The organism is Phaeodactylibacter xiamenensis (assembly GCF_000759025.1).
Classification (GTDB): domain Bacteria; phylum Bacteroidota; class Bacteroidia; order Chitinophagales; family Saprospiraceae; genus Phaeodactylibacter; species Phaeodactylibacter xiamenensis.
This window is the reverse complement of record NZ_JPOS01000090.1, coordinates 115,916-130,799: the sequence shown is the minus strand read 5'-3', so window position 1 is coordinate 130,799 and position 14,884 is coordinate 115,916. Positions and strand designations below refer to the sequence as shown.

Annotated in this window: 13 protein-coding genes; 7 read left to right on the top strand and 6 right to left on the bottom strand. The window is 52.9% G+C overall.

Annotation, left to right across the window (positions count from 1 at the left end; translation table 11 throughout):
• The first annotated feature begins 13 nt into the window (after nucleotides 1-13).
• Nucleotides 14-1,132, top strand: coding sequence for an App1 family protein (locus IX84_RS26580; RefSeq protein WP_052516434.1), 1,119 nt, complete (start codon nucleotides 14-16; stop codon nucleotides 1,130-1,132).
• On the opposite strand, the gene IX84_RS26575 is transcribed toward IX84_RS26580, so the two are convergent.
• Both IX84_RS26575 and IX84_RS26570 read right to left on the bottom strand, forming a co-directional pair.
• The gene (locus IX84_RS26575) at nucleotides 1,120-1,626 is read right to left on the bottom strand and encodes a CIA30 family protein (RefSeq protein ID WP_044228349.1); all 507 of its coding nucleotides are present in this window, start codon (nucleotides 1,624-1,626) and stop codon (nucleotides 1,120-1,122) included. The two genes, IX84_RS26580 and IX84_RS26575, sit on opposite strands and share 13 nt — an antisense overlap.
• Before the next feature lie 60 nt (nucleotides 1,627-1,686).
• A complete protein-coding gene (locus IX84_RS26570; RefSeq protein ID WP_052516433.1) occupies nucleotides 1,687-4,188 on the bottom strand; it encodes a glycoside hydrolase family 31 protein in 2,502 nt (833 codons plus the stop codon).
• An 835-nt stretch (nucleotides 4,189-5,023) separates the two neighbouring features.
• On the opposite strand from IX84_RS26570, the gene IX84_RS26565 reads away from it, so the two are divergent.
• Nucleotides 5,024-5,428, top strand: a complete 405-nt coding sequence (locus IX84_RS26565; protein ID WP_044228348.1) for a hypothetical protein — start codon at nucleotides 5,024-5,026, stop codon at nucleotides 5,426-5,428.
• Here the strand turns inward: IX84_RS26565 and IX84_RS26560 are convergent.
• The gene (locus tag IX84_RS26560) at nucleotides 5,425-6,810 is read right to left on the bottom strand and encodes an aminopeptidase P family protein (protein WP_044228345.1); all 1,386 of its coding nucleotides are present in this window, start codon (nucleotides 6,808-6,810) and stop codon (nucleotides 5,425-5,427) included. The genes IX84_RS26565 and IX84_RS26560 overlap by 4 nt on opposite strands.
• 147 nt (nucleotides 6,811-6,957) lie before the next feature.
• On the opposite strand from IX84_RS26560, the gene IX84_RS26555 reads away from it, so the two are divergent.
• The 3 genes from IX84_RS26555 to IX84_RS26545 are packed head-to-tail and all read left to right on the top strand — an operon-like array spanning nucleotide 6,958 to nucleotide 8,993.
• The gene (locus IX84_RS26555; protein WP_044228342.1) at nucleotides 6,958-7,461 is read left to right on the top strand and encodes a KdsC family phosphatase; all 504 of its coding nucleotides are present in this window, start codon (nucleotides 6,958-6,960) and stop codon (nucleotides 7,459-7,461) included.
• On the top strand, nucleotides 7,462-8,403 hold the full coding sequence (locus IX84_RS26550; protein ID WP_044228339.1) for a geranylgeranylglycerol-phosphate geranylgeranyltransferase: 942 nt from the start codon (nucleotides 7,462-7,464) through the stop codon (nucleotides 8,401-8,403). It begins immediately after the preceding gene.
• Between the two features lie 14 nt (nucleotides 8,404-8,417).
• The gene (locus tag IX84_RS26545) at nucleotides 8,418-8,993 is read left to right on the top strand and encodes a Maf family protein (RefSeq protein WP_044228337.1); all 576 of its coding nucleotides are present in this window, start codon (nucleotides 8,418-8,420) and stop codon (nucleotides 8,991-8,993) included.
• Nucleotides 8,994-8,997: 4 nt separating this feature from the next.
• Here the strand turns inward: IX84_RS26545 and IX84_RS26540 are convergent, their stop codons facing one another.
• Both IX84_RS26540 and IX84_RS26535 read right to left on the bottom strand, forming a co-directional pair.
• On the bottom strand, nucleotides 8,998-10,752 hold the full coding sequence (locus tag IX84_RS26540; RefSeq protein ID WP_044228334.1) for a dynamin family protein: 1,755 nt from the start codon (nucleotides 10,750-10,752) through the stop codon (nucleotides 8,998-9,000).
• Nucleotides 10,749-11,390, bottom strand: a complete 642-nt coding sequence (locus tag IX84_RS26535; RefSeq protein ID WP_044228331.1) for a WbqC family protein — start codon at nucleotides 11,388-11,390, stop codon at nucleotides 10,749-10,751. Before IX84_RS26535 ends, IX84_RS26540 begins: the two co-directional genes overlap by 4 nt.
• 345 nt (nucleotides 11,391-11,735) lie before the next feature.
• Here IX84_RS26535 and IX84_RS26530 point away from each other — a divergent pair, with 345 nt between their 5' ends.
• Complete coding sequence (locus IX84_RS26530; protein WP_044228330.1) at nucleotides 11,736-13,226, top strand: ArnT family glycosyltransferase; 1,491 nt, start codon at nucleotides 11,736-11,738, stop codon at nucleotides 13,224-13,226.
• Here IX84_RS26530 and IX84_RS34390 read toward each other — a convergent pair.
• Entirely contained in the window at nucleotides 13,207-13,338 is a 132-nt protein-coding gene (locus IX84_RS34390; protein WP_262501673.1) for a hypothetical protein, read from the bottom strand. The two genes, IX84_RS26530 and IX84_RS34390, sit on opposite strands and share 20 nt — an antisense overlap.
• A gap of 159 nt (nucleotides 13,339-13,497) precedes the next feature.
• On the opposite strand from IX84_RS34390, the gene glmM reads away from it, so the two are divergent.
• Nucleotides 13,498-14,877, top strand: a complete 1,380-nt coding sequence (gene glmM, locus IX84_RS26520) for a phosphoglucosamine mutase (protein WP_044228929.1) — start codon at nucleotides 13,498-13,500, stop codon at nucleotides 14,875-14,877.
• Nucleotides 14,878-14,884: the final 7 nt, after the last annotated feature.

Here is a 14,884-nt window from a genome sequence, read left to right as displayed (position 1 = left end):
AGATAAAACCGGTATGGCCTGCACTTGTGCGCTGGCCGCTAATATGAGTTTACTGAGCCGACATATAAGCCTGAATATCAAGAAGTGGATAGGCATGGAAACCCCGCCGGTGGTGCTTGCCTATCGGGGGTATGGTACACCGGATCAAGTATTCGTGAGAGGGCATGTGCTCGATGACCGCCTGCTTTATGAGCCAGAGCCAGGCGATAGCCTTTGGCGTAATCTGCGGGCCATGCTGAGCCGCTATCTCAGTACAACTATCCCTGATACAAAGGTAGATATTCAGTTTAACGGGCAGAGCTATCAGGTGCGGACTGATGAGCGGGGGCAGTTTGAGCTGCTGGCAGAAGGGCCGCACAAGCTTCCGGAAGGCTGGCACCCGGTGGCATTTAGGGTCCACAACCCGCTTGATGAGGGCCCATCTTTTCTTGAGCACCAGGAAGAGGTCTACATCAGTCATGGTACCCATGAGTTTGGGGTGATCTCTGATGTAGACGATACGATTCTGGTTTCCCACGCTACGGAGACTTTTCGGAAGCTGAGATTGATCCTCACCAAAAATGCGGCTACCCGGTTGCCTTTTCCGGGCGTCCCTGCGTTTTATCAGTCCCTTTGTGCAGGTAAAGAAGGGGACTGCAACAACCCGATTTTTTTTATCAGCAGCAGCGAGTGGAATTTGTATGATTTTCTGGTCGACTTTTGTCAGGCCAGGAACATCCCCAAAGGCATTTTCCTGTTGCAGGCCCTCAAGTCGGGGTTAAAAGACTTTTTCAGGACAGGTGGCGGCACGCATTCGCATAAACTGGACAAAGCGCGGCATCTTATGGAAGTCTTTCCCGATTTAAAGTTCATTCTGATAGGGGATAGCGGGCAGCATGATGCACAACTGTATGCTCAGCTATCAGCGTCTCACCCCGGCCGGGTGCTGGCTGTCTACATCCGGGATGTAACCAACCGCAAAAACAGCGAGACCATACATGCGCTGTACGCTGACCACCCTCATCTGGAAGGCAAGGTATGCTTATCAGACGATACGCTTAGGGTGGCCCGGCATGCCTTTGAACATGGCTGGATTTCAGAAGCAGGCCTCCAAACTGTCGCGCAGCAGGTTGAGGGGCATCAATCCAAATAGGCCGAAATTTTGTCAATTTCCAACTGAAATGGGCCGGCTTGCTTATCGGCGATTAGAAAACCTACCTCCCTAATGTCATCAGGTGTAATCGGAGGCACATCATTTAACGTTCGTCCTCTAAAGGTGGGCTCGAAGGCACTCCAGGGCAATTCTACTGTATGCCAGTCGCCGTCATTAGCTGTAAAGCACGCCCGGTAAGAGACCCGGCTGTAAGGGCCACTCAGCCGTACCCTGAAATCATAGCGCTGCCCGTCACCCCGTACCCTAAGGCGTACGCCCCGGGTCCCACTCATGTCAATCTTTTCAACAGTTGCCCGGCAGGAAGCAAAGCCACCGTTATTTTCCAGTGAAACTGTACCGGAGAACTGCCCGTAACTCTCAGCATTTACGGTCATCTGGCTTTTGGAAATGCCCCCCATGACACCATCATTAACGATTTGCCAATCGAGTTGGGTGGGATGGAAGGTTTCAATGGTAGTTTGTCCGGTCAGCATAGTACTTGTGATTAGGAAAAGCCAAAAAAGTGGTCTCATCTTTTTTCTGCCTCCAACAGTCTATCGCACCACAAGTTCATGAAAACCAGCGGGGAGGGTACAGGCAAATCCGCCCTGCTCCAGCGCTTCTGTTTTTAGGTCTTCCCCGTCACAGGTCGCTTTGGCGGGCTTGCCTGTCAGGCCAAAGAGTTCCACCCGGTAAGTGAGGTAGCCGGGTTCGTAAGTCCCTGTCTGTACCTGTCGCAGGGTAAGTTGCCCTTTGTCCTGCTGCATATTGAAACTGCTAAGCCGGTAAGCTTCTTCCTGATAGGCATAACCATCGCCGGCATCTTCGTAAAGCTCGCTTTGGCCGTTGCCGGCAAAAGCCTTTAAAGTAATTTGATCGAAGTTTTTCTCACCGGTATATTGCTGTACAGGATAGTGGGGGATGACTGCCCCCGCCTTCACATAAAGCGGGATGCGCTCCAATCCGCAGGCATTCTTTGCCAATTGCCGCCCCTGATAGCGTACTCCGCTGTAGTAATTGTACCACTCGCCAGCCGGGAGATAGCCCTCGGCCTGCGTAACACCTGCTTCCAGTACCGGCACCACCAACAAATGTTCCCCAAAGAGGAATTCTGCCTCCCGGTCTTTGACCTCCGGATTCGCCTGATCGGCAAAGGCCAGGCTGCGCAGCACCGGGCGGCCATCCTGTGTGTATTGCCGGAAAGCGGTATACAGATAAGGTAGCAATTGGTAGCGGAGTTCTACAGCAGTTTTGGAGATGCTTGTGTAAGGCTCTCCGAATGACCATGGCTCCTGGTCCATACGGTTGGCACGCTCTGCTTCGTGAATGGCATCCGCATCGGCTTCGGCAGCTCCATCCACATTGTTGCCCATGGAGTGCACCCTGTAGAGCGGGTGAAAAGCAGCCAGCTGCATCCACCGTGCAAACAGTTCTCCATCCGGTTGCTGGCTGAAGCCTCCTACATCTGTGCCCACGAAAGAAAAACCGGATATGCTCAGCCGCTGGCATTGAATGTTGGCCAGTCGTAGGTGTTCCCAGCTGGCTATGTTGTCACCTGTCCAGACACTGGCGTAGCGCTGTCCGCCGCTGTAGGTGGCCCGGGTGAGGATAAAGGGGCGCTTTTGGGGCTGTAGGTTTTTTAGGCCCTCGAAGGTAGCACGGGACATTTGCTGCCCATACACATTATGCGCCTTGCGGTGGTCGCAGGGGTGCCCGTCGTAATCGTGGTGCACATTATCCGGGAAGGTAGCGATGTTGACCTTGAAGACAGCCGGTTCATTCATATCATTCCAAAAGCCACTGACCCCCTGTTCGTTGTACAATTGCTCGTAGAGCGGGCCCCACCACTCGCGCACTTCCGGGCGGGTAAAGTCCGGGAAGACACAATCCTGCGGCCATACCGGGCCACGCATAAGCTCACCGGAGGTGCGGTAGCAGAACATGTCTTTTTCTATACCCTCTTTGTACACATGGTATTCCGGGTCGACCCGAATACCCGGGTCAATCATGACGATGGTGTGAAAGCCCTGATTACGCAGGTCTTTGATCATTTTTGCCGGTTTGGGGAAATGCTCCTCATCCCAGGTGAAGCAGCGGTAGCCGTCCATATAGTCGATATCCAGATAGATGGCGTCGCAGGGGATTTGCCGGTCCCGGAATTCCTTTGCGATTTCATAGACCCGTTCTTCCGGGTAATAGCTCCAGCGGCATTGGTGAAAACCCAGTGCCCACATGGGGGGCATCTCCGGGCGGCCGGTCAGCCAGGCATAACGCTGGGCGACCTCCGTGAGACCGGGGCCGGCGATAAAAAAGTAGTCCATCTCCCCGCCATCTGCCTGAAAGGTAACCTGGTCTTGGGTGGTCTTGGCAAAGTCAAAATGCGTGCGGTAAGAATTATGCAGGAAAATACCATAGCCTTTTCCTTGCTGAAGCCCAAAGAAAAATGGGATGGTCCGGTAAAGTGGGTCGGTGTTTTTTCCGTAACCAAAGGAGTCGGTGTTCCAATGCTGCAGCCGTTGCCCACGCAGATTTAGGGCGCCGCTCTTGTCGCCCAGCCCATAGTAGGCGGTTTCAGCGGGTGCTTTTTGGGTAATGCTCACCTGTTCTATGCCGTTAAGGATGCTTTTCCGGCAGGCATAGGGGGCAGCGTCTTCGCATAGCAGGGTGTTACCGGGGTTATCATACATGGCTACCTTTAGCCCATCCTTAGCGATCTGGCAAATCAGGCTGCTGGTCCGGAGTGTAAGATGCGCTTCGTCTTCACTTACTGTAAGTTCCGGAGACTCGTAAGCAGCATGAGGGTCAAGAGCGTAGGAAAAGTCTGCTTCAAATTGTCCTTCCGGGGCATAACGGAACCGCAGGATATCCTCTGACAGGGCCTGAACGCGCAGGCCCACTCCATTTTTTGCAGTAATGAGCAAGGTATTGCCCTTCTGATGCATTTGGTCAAAAGTATCTGGTGACAGGATATCATAAACATCAGGGTAACGCTCTCCGGTGGTGGTTTTGGAAACGTGTACAGGGTGTGTTGCCTTTGGAGGCTGCTGCTTGGCCATTTTGTTAGTGGTTGCCGGTTAAAAAAGCACAGCGCAAGGGTAGTGGCTGTGATTGGCAAATATAGGGTATGTTTTGTATTTGGGGGCGGGTCTCGTTGGGCAGATCAGTGTCATCAGTCAGATCAGCGTCATCAGCGTACTATTGTCGTGCGTGGAGAGTTGGAACACAGATTGGACTGATTTGCGCAGATTTGCACTGATTTCCGGGAGGTCCTGCCTGCGGGGCGGGTCTCGGTGAGCAGATCAGTGTCATCAGTCAGATCAGCGTCATCAGCGTACTTTTGCCGTGCGTGGAGAGTTGGAACACAGATTGGACTGATTTGCGCAGATTTGCACTGATTTCCGGGAGGTCCTGCCTGCGGGGCGGGTCTCGGTGAGCAGATCAGTGTCATCAGTCAGATCAGCGTCATCAGTGTACTTTTGCCGTGCGTGGAGAGTTGGAACACAGATTGGACTGATTTGCGCAGATTTGCACTGATTTCCGGGAGGTCCTGCCTGCGGGGCGGGTCTCGGTGAGCAGATCAGTGTCATCAGTCAGATCAGCGTCATCAGCGTACAATTGCCGTGCGTGGAGAGTTGGAACACAGATTGGACTGATTTGCGCAGATTTGCACTGATTTCCGGGAGGTCCTCCAGCGGGGCGGGTCTCGTTGGGCAGGTCAGTCAGATCAGCGTCATCAATGTACCAAATATCGCGCAAGATCATCACCCTACCCATGACTTCCATTAAAGCCTGCCACCACCAGACCAATAACCATCCATAAAAAAATTAAGCCCATCCAGGATAAGATTCCGCCTACAAGGCTCGTTATGAAGGAAATCAAAAAACGAGTACATGCGCTATCCCATCCTCTTACTTACCGTTTTCGCCTTTTTGCTGTCTATGCCAGCCGCTCATGCCCAGCTGTTTAAAGGTAAAAAGGACACCACGGAACAAGCAGCGGAAGCTGAACCGGTAAGCCTGAAAGAGCGACTCTTCGGCAATAAAGCCAGGCAACAGGACCTCAAGTCGGATCACCGGGAAGCAAAAGATGACCACCGCGCCGCCAGAAAAGACCGAAAGGCTGCCGAAGCCAGAGAACGGGCAGCAAGATTGCGCAAGGAAGCCATTAAAGCTGAACGCCGTGCCACCCGTGCCGAAAAACGCGCCATGAAAAAGACCGATAAAGCGGAAAATGCACAGCAACAGGTAGCCGGGGAGCACGAGTCCTTTTTTGAGCGGATATTCAAAAATGATTAACCCTTCCGCAGCGCCTCAATTTCCTCGATGGTCTTCGGAATGGGCGGGCCCAGCACCCGGTGGCCCTCTTCGGTAACCAGTACGTTGTCTTCGATCCGGATGCCGCCAAAGCCAAGGTAGGTTTCGACCTTTTCATAGTCGATAAATTCAGCGTGTTTGCCTTCTGCTTTCCATTGGGCGATGAGCTCCGGAATAAAGTAAATGCCAGGCTCTACTGTGAGGACAAAGCCAGGTTGCAGGGCACGGGCCAGGCGCAGGGATTTTAAACCGAACTGTGGACTGCGTTTGAGATCATCGGTATAGCCTATATAATCTTCGCCCAAATCTTCCATATCATGCACATCCAGCCCCATCATGTGGCCCAGGCCATGGGGGAAAAACAGGGCGTGCGCGCCGGCTTCCACGGCAGCATCGGCATCACCTTTCATAAGCCCCAGTTGGGTTAGTCCGGTAGTGATGATCTTCGCCGCCAGCAAGTGGATGTCTTTATATGGAACGCCGGGTTGGATGGCCTGAATGGCTTGTTCCTCCGCATCCAGAACAATCTGGTAAATCGCTTTCTGCCGGTCCGTAAAGTTGGGGCTCACCGGGAAGGTCCGGGTGATGTCACTGGCGTAGTCGGTCCTGGGAGCCGCCGCCCCGAAGTCGCAGAGGACAAGGTCGCCTTCTTTCATGATATCCCCGTGGTAGTGGTTGTGAAGGGTCTGGCCATTAACCGTAAGAATAGCGGGGTAGGCAAGGGCGCCTTCTGTGGCCAGCGCAATGCCTTCCACCATGCCCGCCAGTTGGGCTTCCTTCATACCAGGTTGGGCGGTTTTGGTCGCCTGAACGTGCATTTGGCGGGTGATCGCCAGTGCGGATTCGATTTCGGCAATTTCCTCTGCCGACTTGACGGACCGCTGCGCAACGATGGCTTTGATCAATGCTTCAGAAGGTTGCAATGCCTCAACGGGCGTGCTCAGCCACCGGCTTAATTGCAGGCTGCGGTCAGCCCGGTAGGGGGGGAGGAAGTGAATAGTGCGCCCGTCTGCCTTGGCTTTTTTCAGCAATTCCTCCAATTGCTCAACGGGCAGTGCCTGTTCTGTGCCTGACAGGGTTTTGAGATCACTCAGCCCGGGCTGCGGTCCCATCCATACCACGTGCTCCACAGTCATTTCAGGAGCGAACAAAAGGGCTTCTCCGGAATCGGCATCTAATACTCCGGCTACTCCCGGCTGATTGATCCCAAAGTAATACAGGAAGCTGCTATCCTGCCGGAAGCGATAGACGTTGTCTGCGCAATTCATCGGGCTTTCGTTGTTGCCGGGGAGTAAAATAAGGCCGCCGGGAACAGAGGCTTGCAATCGCTTTCGGCGATCCTGATAAATGCTGGCTTTGAACATGTTGACTGTATTTTGAAGCAGGCCATAACCGCCGGCCTGCTTTGTTGAGAAAATTCCGCGGATGGGAATATATTGAATCCTCCTCATTTATTCGCCAAGTTCTTACCCTATTCCTGTACATTTGTTGAAGTAAATCGAAAAGCCAAAATGAATCAACTGGAACAATTCAAGGACATTGAGACCTTTATTTTCGATGTCGATGGAGTGCTAACCAACAGTCAGGTCCTGGTCACTGAAGAAGGGCAACTCCTCCGCAGCATGAGCATCCGGGACGGCTACGCGCTCAAAACAGCCGTCCGGCAGGGCTTTAACGTGGCGGTGATTACCGGAGGGCGGTCAGAAGGCGTCCGCCTGCGGCTGGAAGGCCTGGGGATCAAGGATATTTACACCGGGATAAGCGACAAACTATCAGCATACGAAGACTACATCGATAAATACGGGCTGGATGAGCGAAAAATCCTGTATATGGGAGACGACCTGCCCGACCTGCCGGTAATGCGGCGGGTGTGGGTGCCTACCTGCCCCATCGATGCTCAGCCGGAGCTTTTCGAAGTAGCGACCTACATTTCCCCCCTGAAGGGAGGAGCTGGCTGTGCACGTGATGTGATCGAGAAAGTCCTCCGCCTCAATCAGGAATGGCCAGAAGAGTAAATGATGAATGTATTTTATGCCTTCCTGCGCCTGATCCGCCTGCCTAACCTGTTTATCGTGGGGTTAACCCAATATCTGATTTACGGAGCACTACTGCAACCGGCATTTGAGCAGTATGGCATTGGGCTAACACTGCCACCTCAAACATTCTGGTTGTTTGTGCTCGACACCCTCCTGATCACCTCAGCGGGCTACATCATTAATGACGTTATCGATTTTCGCATTGACCTGCAAAACCGTCCCGAAAAAGTAGTGCTTGGGCGGTACATCCGGAAGCAAACGGCCTATTGGCTTTATTTTTCCACCATTTTGCTGGGTTTTTTTCTGGCGTTTTACCTGGCGCTGAGCGTACAAAATATGCCGCTCGTTGCCATTTATCCGGCAGGGGCGGGACTGTTGTTTTGGTATTCCTTCCAGCTCAAAAGGATGCCATTATGGGGCAACCTGCTGGTTTCGCTGTTTTGTGCAGGGGTGCCTGGCGTAGTCTGGTTTGCCGAGCGTGAGGGGTTTGCCGAGCTGGCTGCCTTCGATCCGAAGCTGGCCGCTCAGCTGGCCGTGATCATGGTGTGGTACCTGGTTTTTGCGTTCGGGTCCAACCTGTACCGGGAGCTGATCAAGGATATGGAAGACGTGGAAGGAGACCGGAGTGCACAATGCCGCACTGTACCGGTGCTATGGGGCATGAATACCGCTAAAGGACTGGCGGCAGCCATTGGCGTGGGGTTGCTGGCCTTGATTGTGGCGATGGTGGTGCATCAGGGCGAACTTTTTACGCTTTTAAGCCATCTATATGTGACTGTAGCGTTGATCGCCCCGCTTGGGCTGAGTCTGTTTTGGTTGTTCCGGGCAAAGGTACCTTCCGATTACCACCGGGTGAGCACAATGGCCAAACTGATCATGCTCAGTGGGCTGATTTTGCTGCTGTTTTTTGCTGTAACTTAAATTTTAACTGACCTATGCAAACATTGGAACTCCCGATCATTCTGGTGTCCAAATCTCCCCGCCGCCGCCAACTGCTGGAGCAGGCGGGCTTTCAATTTACCATCAAGCCACAGGATGTGCCTGAAGATTATCCGGATGATATGCCGGTAGAGGAAGTCGCTCCCTTTCTGGCTCAGAAAAAGGTCCGGGCATCAATGCATGCGCTGCAAGGCAATGGGGTGCTGCTGGGCGCCGATTCCGTGGTGATTCTTGATGGCGTGATCTACGAAAAGCCTAAAGACCGTTCCGATGCACAGCGTATCCTGCGGGAATTGTCAGGGCGTAAACATACCGTCATTACGGGGGTTTGTCTGGCGAATGAGAGACAGGAGCGGGTCTTCTCCGGCATCTCCCGCGTCCATTTTGATAAGCTTTCGGATGAGGAAATCGATTTTTACATCGACAAATATCAACCTTACGATAAGGCAGGAGCTTACGCCATTCAGGAATGGATCGGGCTTTGCAAAATCAACAAAATTGAAGGCACTTACGCCAATATTATGGGGCTGCCGGTAGACTTGGTGTACCAGGAGCTGCAGTATTTCCTGTAGGGCTTTATTCCTCTTCCATCTGCGGGGGTGCCGAATCGCTTGCAACGGAGGACTGAAGGGCTTCCAGCCTGCCTGTAATATTTGTACTTCGGGCGGTGAGTTTTTCAATCTGCTCCCCTTCCTTTTCCAGCAGAAGGTCGAATTTGACGAAGTTCTCATCAATACGGCTGCGCAGATTCGTAATATAGGTCTTGAGGTTAGTGCTGACTTCCTCTTCCAGCCGGGTGCCACCCTTGTCAATTTCCTTACTGAATTCACGCAGTACTTGTTTGCGTTTGGAGGAGGTGGTAAAGCCTGCGAAAATCAGGCCTACTGTGGTGAGAATGCCCCCGGTGATGTCAAAAACAGCCCCTTGCGTCACCGCCGCCAGCACAATACCAATTACCGCCAGGCCACTGCTTGCCGCCAGGCTTGGTGAAACGGAGCTTTTGTCCGGGAAAAGGCTCTCGTCTGTGAAATTCTCTGTCCGGCTCACGAATCGGGTAAACTGTTCCTGCAGTTCCCGGAGGACATTATTGCGTTTCTCGGCGATATCGCTAAACAGCTCATGGTCATCCCGAAGGATGGTCTCGCTGCTTCTGATTTTCAGGTCGATCATCTTAGCCATTTGCTGAATGCTGTCGGCCAGATCCACCACGCCGTCATTGAGTTTCGCTTTGAGCTCTTTATTCAGGTCGGTTTCGAGCTCCCGGGCCAGGTCTTCCAGCCATTCCTTCAGGGATGCTTTTTTGCTGAAAATGGATACAACCGATCGCCGGAGTAAGGGGAAGAACGAAAGCCCGTCGCTCAGCTCCTGTTTTTTGCTGCGGGTGATGCGCTCGTAACCGGCAATCATATTCTCTACCAGCACGTCTACCTGTTTCAGGCTTTTGGCTTCCTGCTTGACCAACGTCTGCCGGATGTCGTTGCGGAATTCAGTGTCGGCCTCATACTGTTTCTGACGAAGGGCGACCCCTGCCGAAATCCGGTCGTTGATATTCGCAGCGGTGTCGATGTTGTTGTTGAGCTTTAGGATGGGCGCTCTGCCTCCGGTGATGTGCTGATTGATGTAGGAACGTACTGGTGCAAAGCCACTTTCTTCCTTTTGCCCTTCCTGCTCCTGTTTGGCGGAAACGGTGAATACGACCGGGTCTTTAATACCCTGCTTTTTTGCATATTCCATGACCCCGTTGCGGTTAACTTCGAGGTCTTCGGCAGGCATGAGGTCTTTTTGCTGCAGCACAAAAATGATTTTCTTGCGCCAGTCGCTGTGGATGTAGTCAAAAAACTGCCAGGCGGACTGCCGGTAGGGGTTTTTGGCTTCAAATACGAAGACGATCAGGTCGGAAGCCGGGATAAAGCTCTCGGTGATCTCCTGATGGTGCTCCACGATAGTATTGGTGCCCGGGGTGTCCACGATGGCAATTTCCTTTAGGATCTCAACGGGCAACAGGATTTTCTTTAGGTAAGGGTTGATCTGCACCTGTTCGGCTTCCTCCCCGTAGAGAATCTGCTGAATGGTATCGGTCATCGGCTGAGGGGCGACTTTGGTTACCTCCTTGCCGGTATCGAGCAGGGCGTTGATGAAACTGCTTTTTCCGGCTTTCACTTCCCCGACTATCACAAACATAAAGGGTTCGTGAATGCGGCTTCGGAGGTCACTAACGGTCTGCGTTAGCTCCTCGCTGTCTATACGTATGGCCAGTTCGTGCAGGTCTTTGACAATTTCATCAACCTGTGCCCGGTAGGCCTGTAAATGTTTATTGATCAGTGGTGTCACACGATGGGGTTTTGATCAGCAAATTGCTTTAGCAGCAGCGGCGCCTGAGGCCCGGTACAGAAAAGCAGGTCTAAAATACTCAAATTCGGGATAAACCCATGCCGTTCCTGAAATACCTGCGGGTAGGGCAGGGGGGCGAAATCCAGCTTTGGGTGTTTGGGGTGGATGGCTTGGCGCAAGTCGAGGGTGCCTTCCGGTACGGCTCCGTAATCGGCCGTCTCCCGGATGTCCACCTCCAACTGCAGCGTCCGGAGCAGCTGCAGAAGCAACGCCCGGTTGAGGTCAAAGAGCTTATCTGGTTTACTGCGCAGGATGGCCTCTATGGGCTCGGCGTAAAATTCGAAGAACGGGGATTTCCCGTAAGCAGATTTAATACTGTGCCAGTGTTCGCCAAACCAGGGCTTTTTATAGTCCACCTTCACCTGATGAATGGGCATCTGCTGGTGCTTGCCCTTTTTGAGGGGGACAGAAAGCAGCATCTGCCCGTTAGCGCCAGCCAGATGTGCCCGGTTTCGGTAGCTGCGTTTTTGATAGTGCTCCTGCGCTTCGAGATAAACCGTTTTCACTTGTGCCAGTACCGAAAAGTACTGTACAGGCGGCAGGTATTGCGCTTCGATAAGTACGGATAAGTTGGTCATCGTTCGCTGTTTAGACGCTGGCTGCGGCTGTCGGCCACAAAGTATGGAATTTTAGACGATGTGAAGAAACCACCCGGAACTAGAAATTCAATTCAACACTTAAACCAGCGTGTATCGTAAATTGCACAAAGCAGAAAGTGACCACCGGTTATCAACACCATGGGGGCAACCCTCTGTATTTAAGCGCGATAGCTGCTGGGGTAGAGCTTCCCGCTCTGCTCCAGCTTCCCCACGAATGCTGCCAGGCTATTCAAGTAGTGCAATTTGTTATGTATACTAAACCAGTTATCCATTCCCGCGTTTGGCAAATGATGGTTTTCTTTGCACCTGCAAACTCACATCTACATGACAGCCAAGACTTCTTATTTGTACGCTATCGCTTTACTTTTGCTGGTCGTCAACCTGCTGGTTGGCAATGGGATGACCACCATCTGGGATGGCGTGGAAGCCATGCTGGCCTGGCAAATTCAGCATGATGCAGCAGGCTTCACCTTTCACGAGCAGCTGGCTGCTTTGCTGATGGGCGATACACTTGACCCTTTCTTTCTCAGGTTTTCCGGAGCTATAGCGGTGATCCTTGGATTGACCGCTTACTATATCTTTGCCCGCCGCATGGTGGGTACAGAGATTGTACTAAATACGCTGGCGCTGGCTGCCTCTTCTTTGCTTATGGCAAATCTGGGCAAAGTCGCTTCCAGTGATATCTGGGCTATGATGTTGCAGTGGCTGGCGTATGCGGCTATGATCCGTTATCTAAAGCAGCCGCAGCTGAGCTGGCAGTTGAGTTTCTATGCCCTTGCTGCACTGGCTATATGGGTACAGCCTTTGCAGTCGCTGATCTTCCTGCTGGGTACAGGAGCCTTCCTTTATTTTGTGCATGCGGATGGGCGTCGGCTCCTTCGCCTCAATCCCTGGGCAATGGGCCTGCTGACGGCAGGCGGGCTTTATGCCTTGCAATGGCTGGATACTACGGGAGATACCTTTTATATAGGTTTCCGCACAGGAAGATTCCTTTGGGTGAATGCCGTAGGCATACTCCCTTTTCTGGGGCTTGTGATGGGCGGCATCGTGGAGCATAGCCAACGGTTGGGCAAACGGGATGAGCAAGCGGTACTCTACATGGGGGCATTGATTTTCGCCTTGCTGGGGCATAGTCTGGCGCTGCAGCCGTTGCTGGCCATGGTTGCCGCCCGGCAGATGCGGAACTACTTCCATAAAGGCTACCCGCACCGGGGGGTGGTCAAAGCGGGGGCGGTGCTGCACCTCGTTGCTGCAGCTTGTTTCCTGATCCTGTTTATGATTGGAAGCTTTGTGCAGTTTCGCGGGCTGGGCTTTCAGGCCGGGCTGGCTACGGGTGGACTGTATTGGGTGTGGAGTTTTGTCGCGGTGGTGGGGTTCGTAGGCGCACGTGCTTCTTATGCCCGCCTTGGGACTATCATGAGCGGCGTACTGCTGACCACCTTCTTCTGGATCCAATTTAGCCCGTTGCTGGAAGTGCAGCGCAACTGGGCACAGGAAATCATAGAGCCGGAAGGGCCTTTCCCCAAGCCGGCAGATCAGTTTATCGTTGGCAGGGGAGAAGGGGCTTTCCCGGGAGTAGCAGCCTACGCCCATGCCGCAAATTCCAATACGGCAGTTTTGAGCAATGCCGCTTCCCTGCAGCAGGCAGTCAGCGCGCAGCAGGCCGGAACCGTGATCCTGGTGCCTCAGAGCTGGCTCCCGCCGCAACTGGATACCATGCAGACCGATACCACAGTCTACAAAGGCTGGAATGCGCCCCTGCAACCTGCAGTATGGGTCCGCTGTGAAGTGAAACCTAAGCTGTCTGGAAAATAACGTACATCAGGGCTAATAAAGCCAGCGTCGAAATCAGAAAAATATTCAGAATACGCTTGCCTTCCCGTTTGTCCTTAGTTGCAATTTTTTGTTGTCTTCTTGAACGTGCCATAGTATCTTGGTTTTGGTTAGCAGAATGAAGAATTGGGTTTGGTAAAATAAGGTTTATACCGAAACTTCGCAAATTTTCCAGAGTCAAGCCGTTTATGACCGCTGCGATTTGCACGCTAATTTTTCTATTTTTACCCGCAAATCAAACTACATCTATCTCTTGGCACTTATCAAATCAATCTCAGGAATCCGGGGCACCATTGGCGGCAAAGCTGGCAACAACCTGACCCCTCAGGATATAGTGGAATCCACAGCCGCCTTCGGGCATTGGCTGCTCAGTAAAGGGGCAAAGCCTAAAGTGGTTATTGGCCGGGATGGGCGTATCTCAGGCTCTATCGTTAATGAACTGGCCAGCGCTACCCTGCGTGCTATGGGCATTGATGTGGTCGACCTGGGCCTTTCCACCACCCCCACTGTGGAAATGGCCGTGACGATGGAAGAAGCCGGGGCTGGTATCGTCATTACAGCCAGCCACAACCCACGCGAATGGAATGCACTCAAGTTCCTCAACGACAAAGGCGAATTTATCTCAAAAGCAGATGGGGAAGCCTTGCTGGAAATCATCGATAGTGGTGATATAGAATATGCCGGGGTGGAAGAGCTTGGGAAAGTCCTGCACGATGACCGCTACATCAAGCGGCACGTAAAAGCAATCCTTGATTTGCCTTATGTGGACGCAGCGCTGGTTAAAAGCAAAAAGTACAGGGTGGTGGTCGACTGCATCAATAGTTCCGGCTCGGTAGCAATGCCGCCATTGCTCAAAGCCCTGGGCTGCGAAGTGGAGTTGCTTAACAAAAAGCCTAACGGCCGCTTTGCACACAACCCGGAGCCGCTGCCCAAGCACCTCAAGGATCTGAGCCGGGAGGTGGTCGAACTAAAGGCGGACCTTGGGGTCGCAGTAGACCCGGATGTGGACCGCCTTGCTTTTGTCTGCGAAGATGGCAGCATGTTTGGCGAAGAATATACTCTGGTAGCCGTAGCGGATTACATCCTGCAGCAGCAACCGGGGAATACCGTTTCCAACCTGTCTTCCACCCGTGCCCTTCGTGACATCACGGAGCGCCACGGCGGGCAATACTTTGCCAGTGCAGTGGGCGAAGTGAATGTGGTCACGGAAATGAAAAACCGCAATGCCGTTATCGGTGGGGAAGGCAACGGCGGGGTCATTGTGCCGGGCCTGCACTACGGCCGGGATGCGATGGCCGGCGTGGCGATCTTCCTGACCCTCCTGGCAAAGTCTGGCCAAACGGCAAGCGCCCTAAAAGCCAGCTACCCGGAATACCATATGGTCAAAGACCGCATTGAGCTAACGCCACAGATTGACGTGGACGGCCTGCTGAAGGACCTGGAAAACAGGTTTAAGTCAGAAGATTACAGTACGATCGATGGCCTGAAAATTGATTTTGCCGATGGATGGGTACACTTGCGCAAGTCGAATACTGAGCCTATCATCCGTGTTTATGCCGAAGGGCAAAGCCCGGAAGCTGCCCAGGCTTTTGCGGACCGTATGAAATCAGCTGCCCTCGAATTGATCGGATAAAACCTTT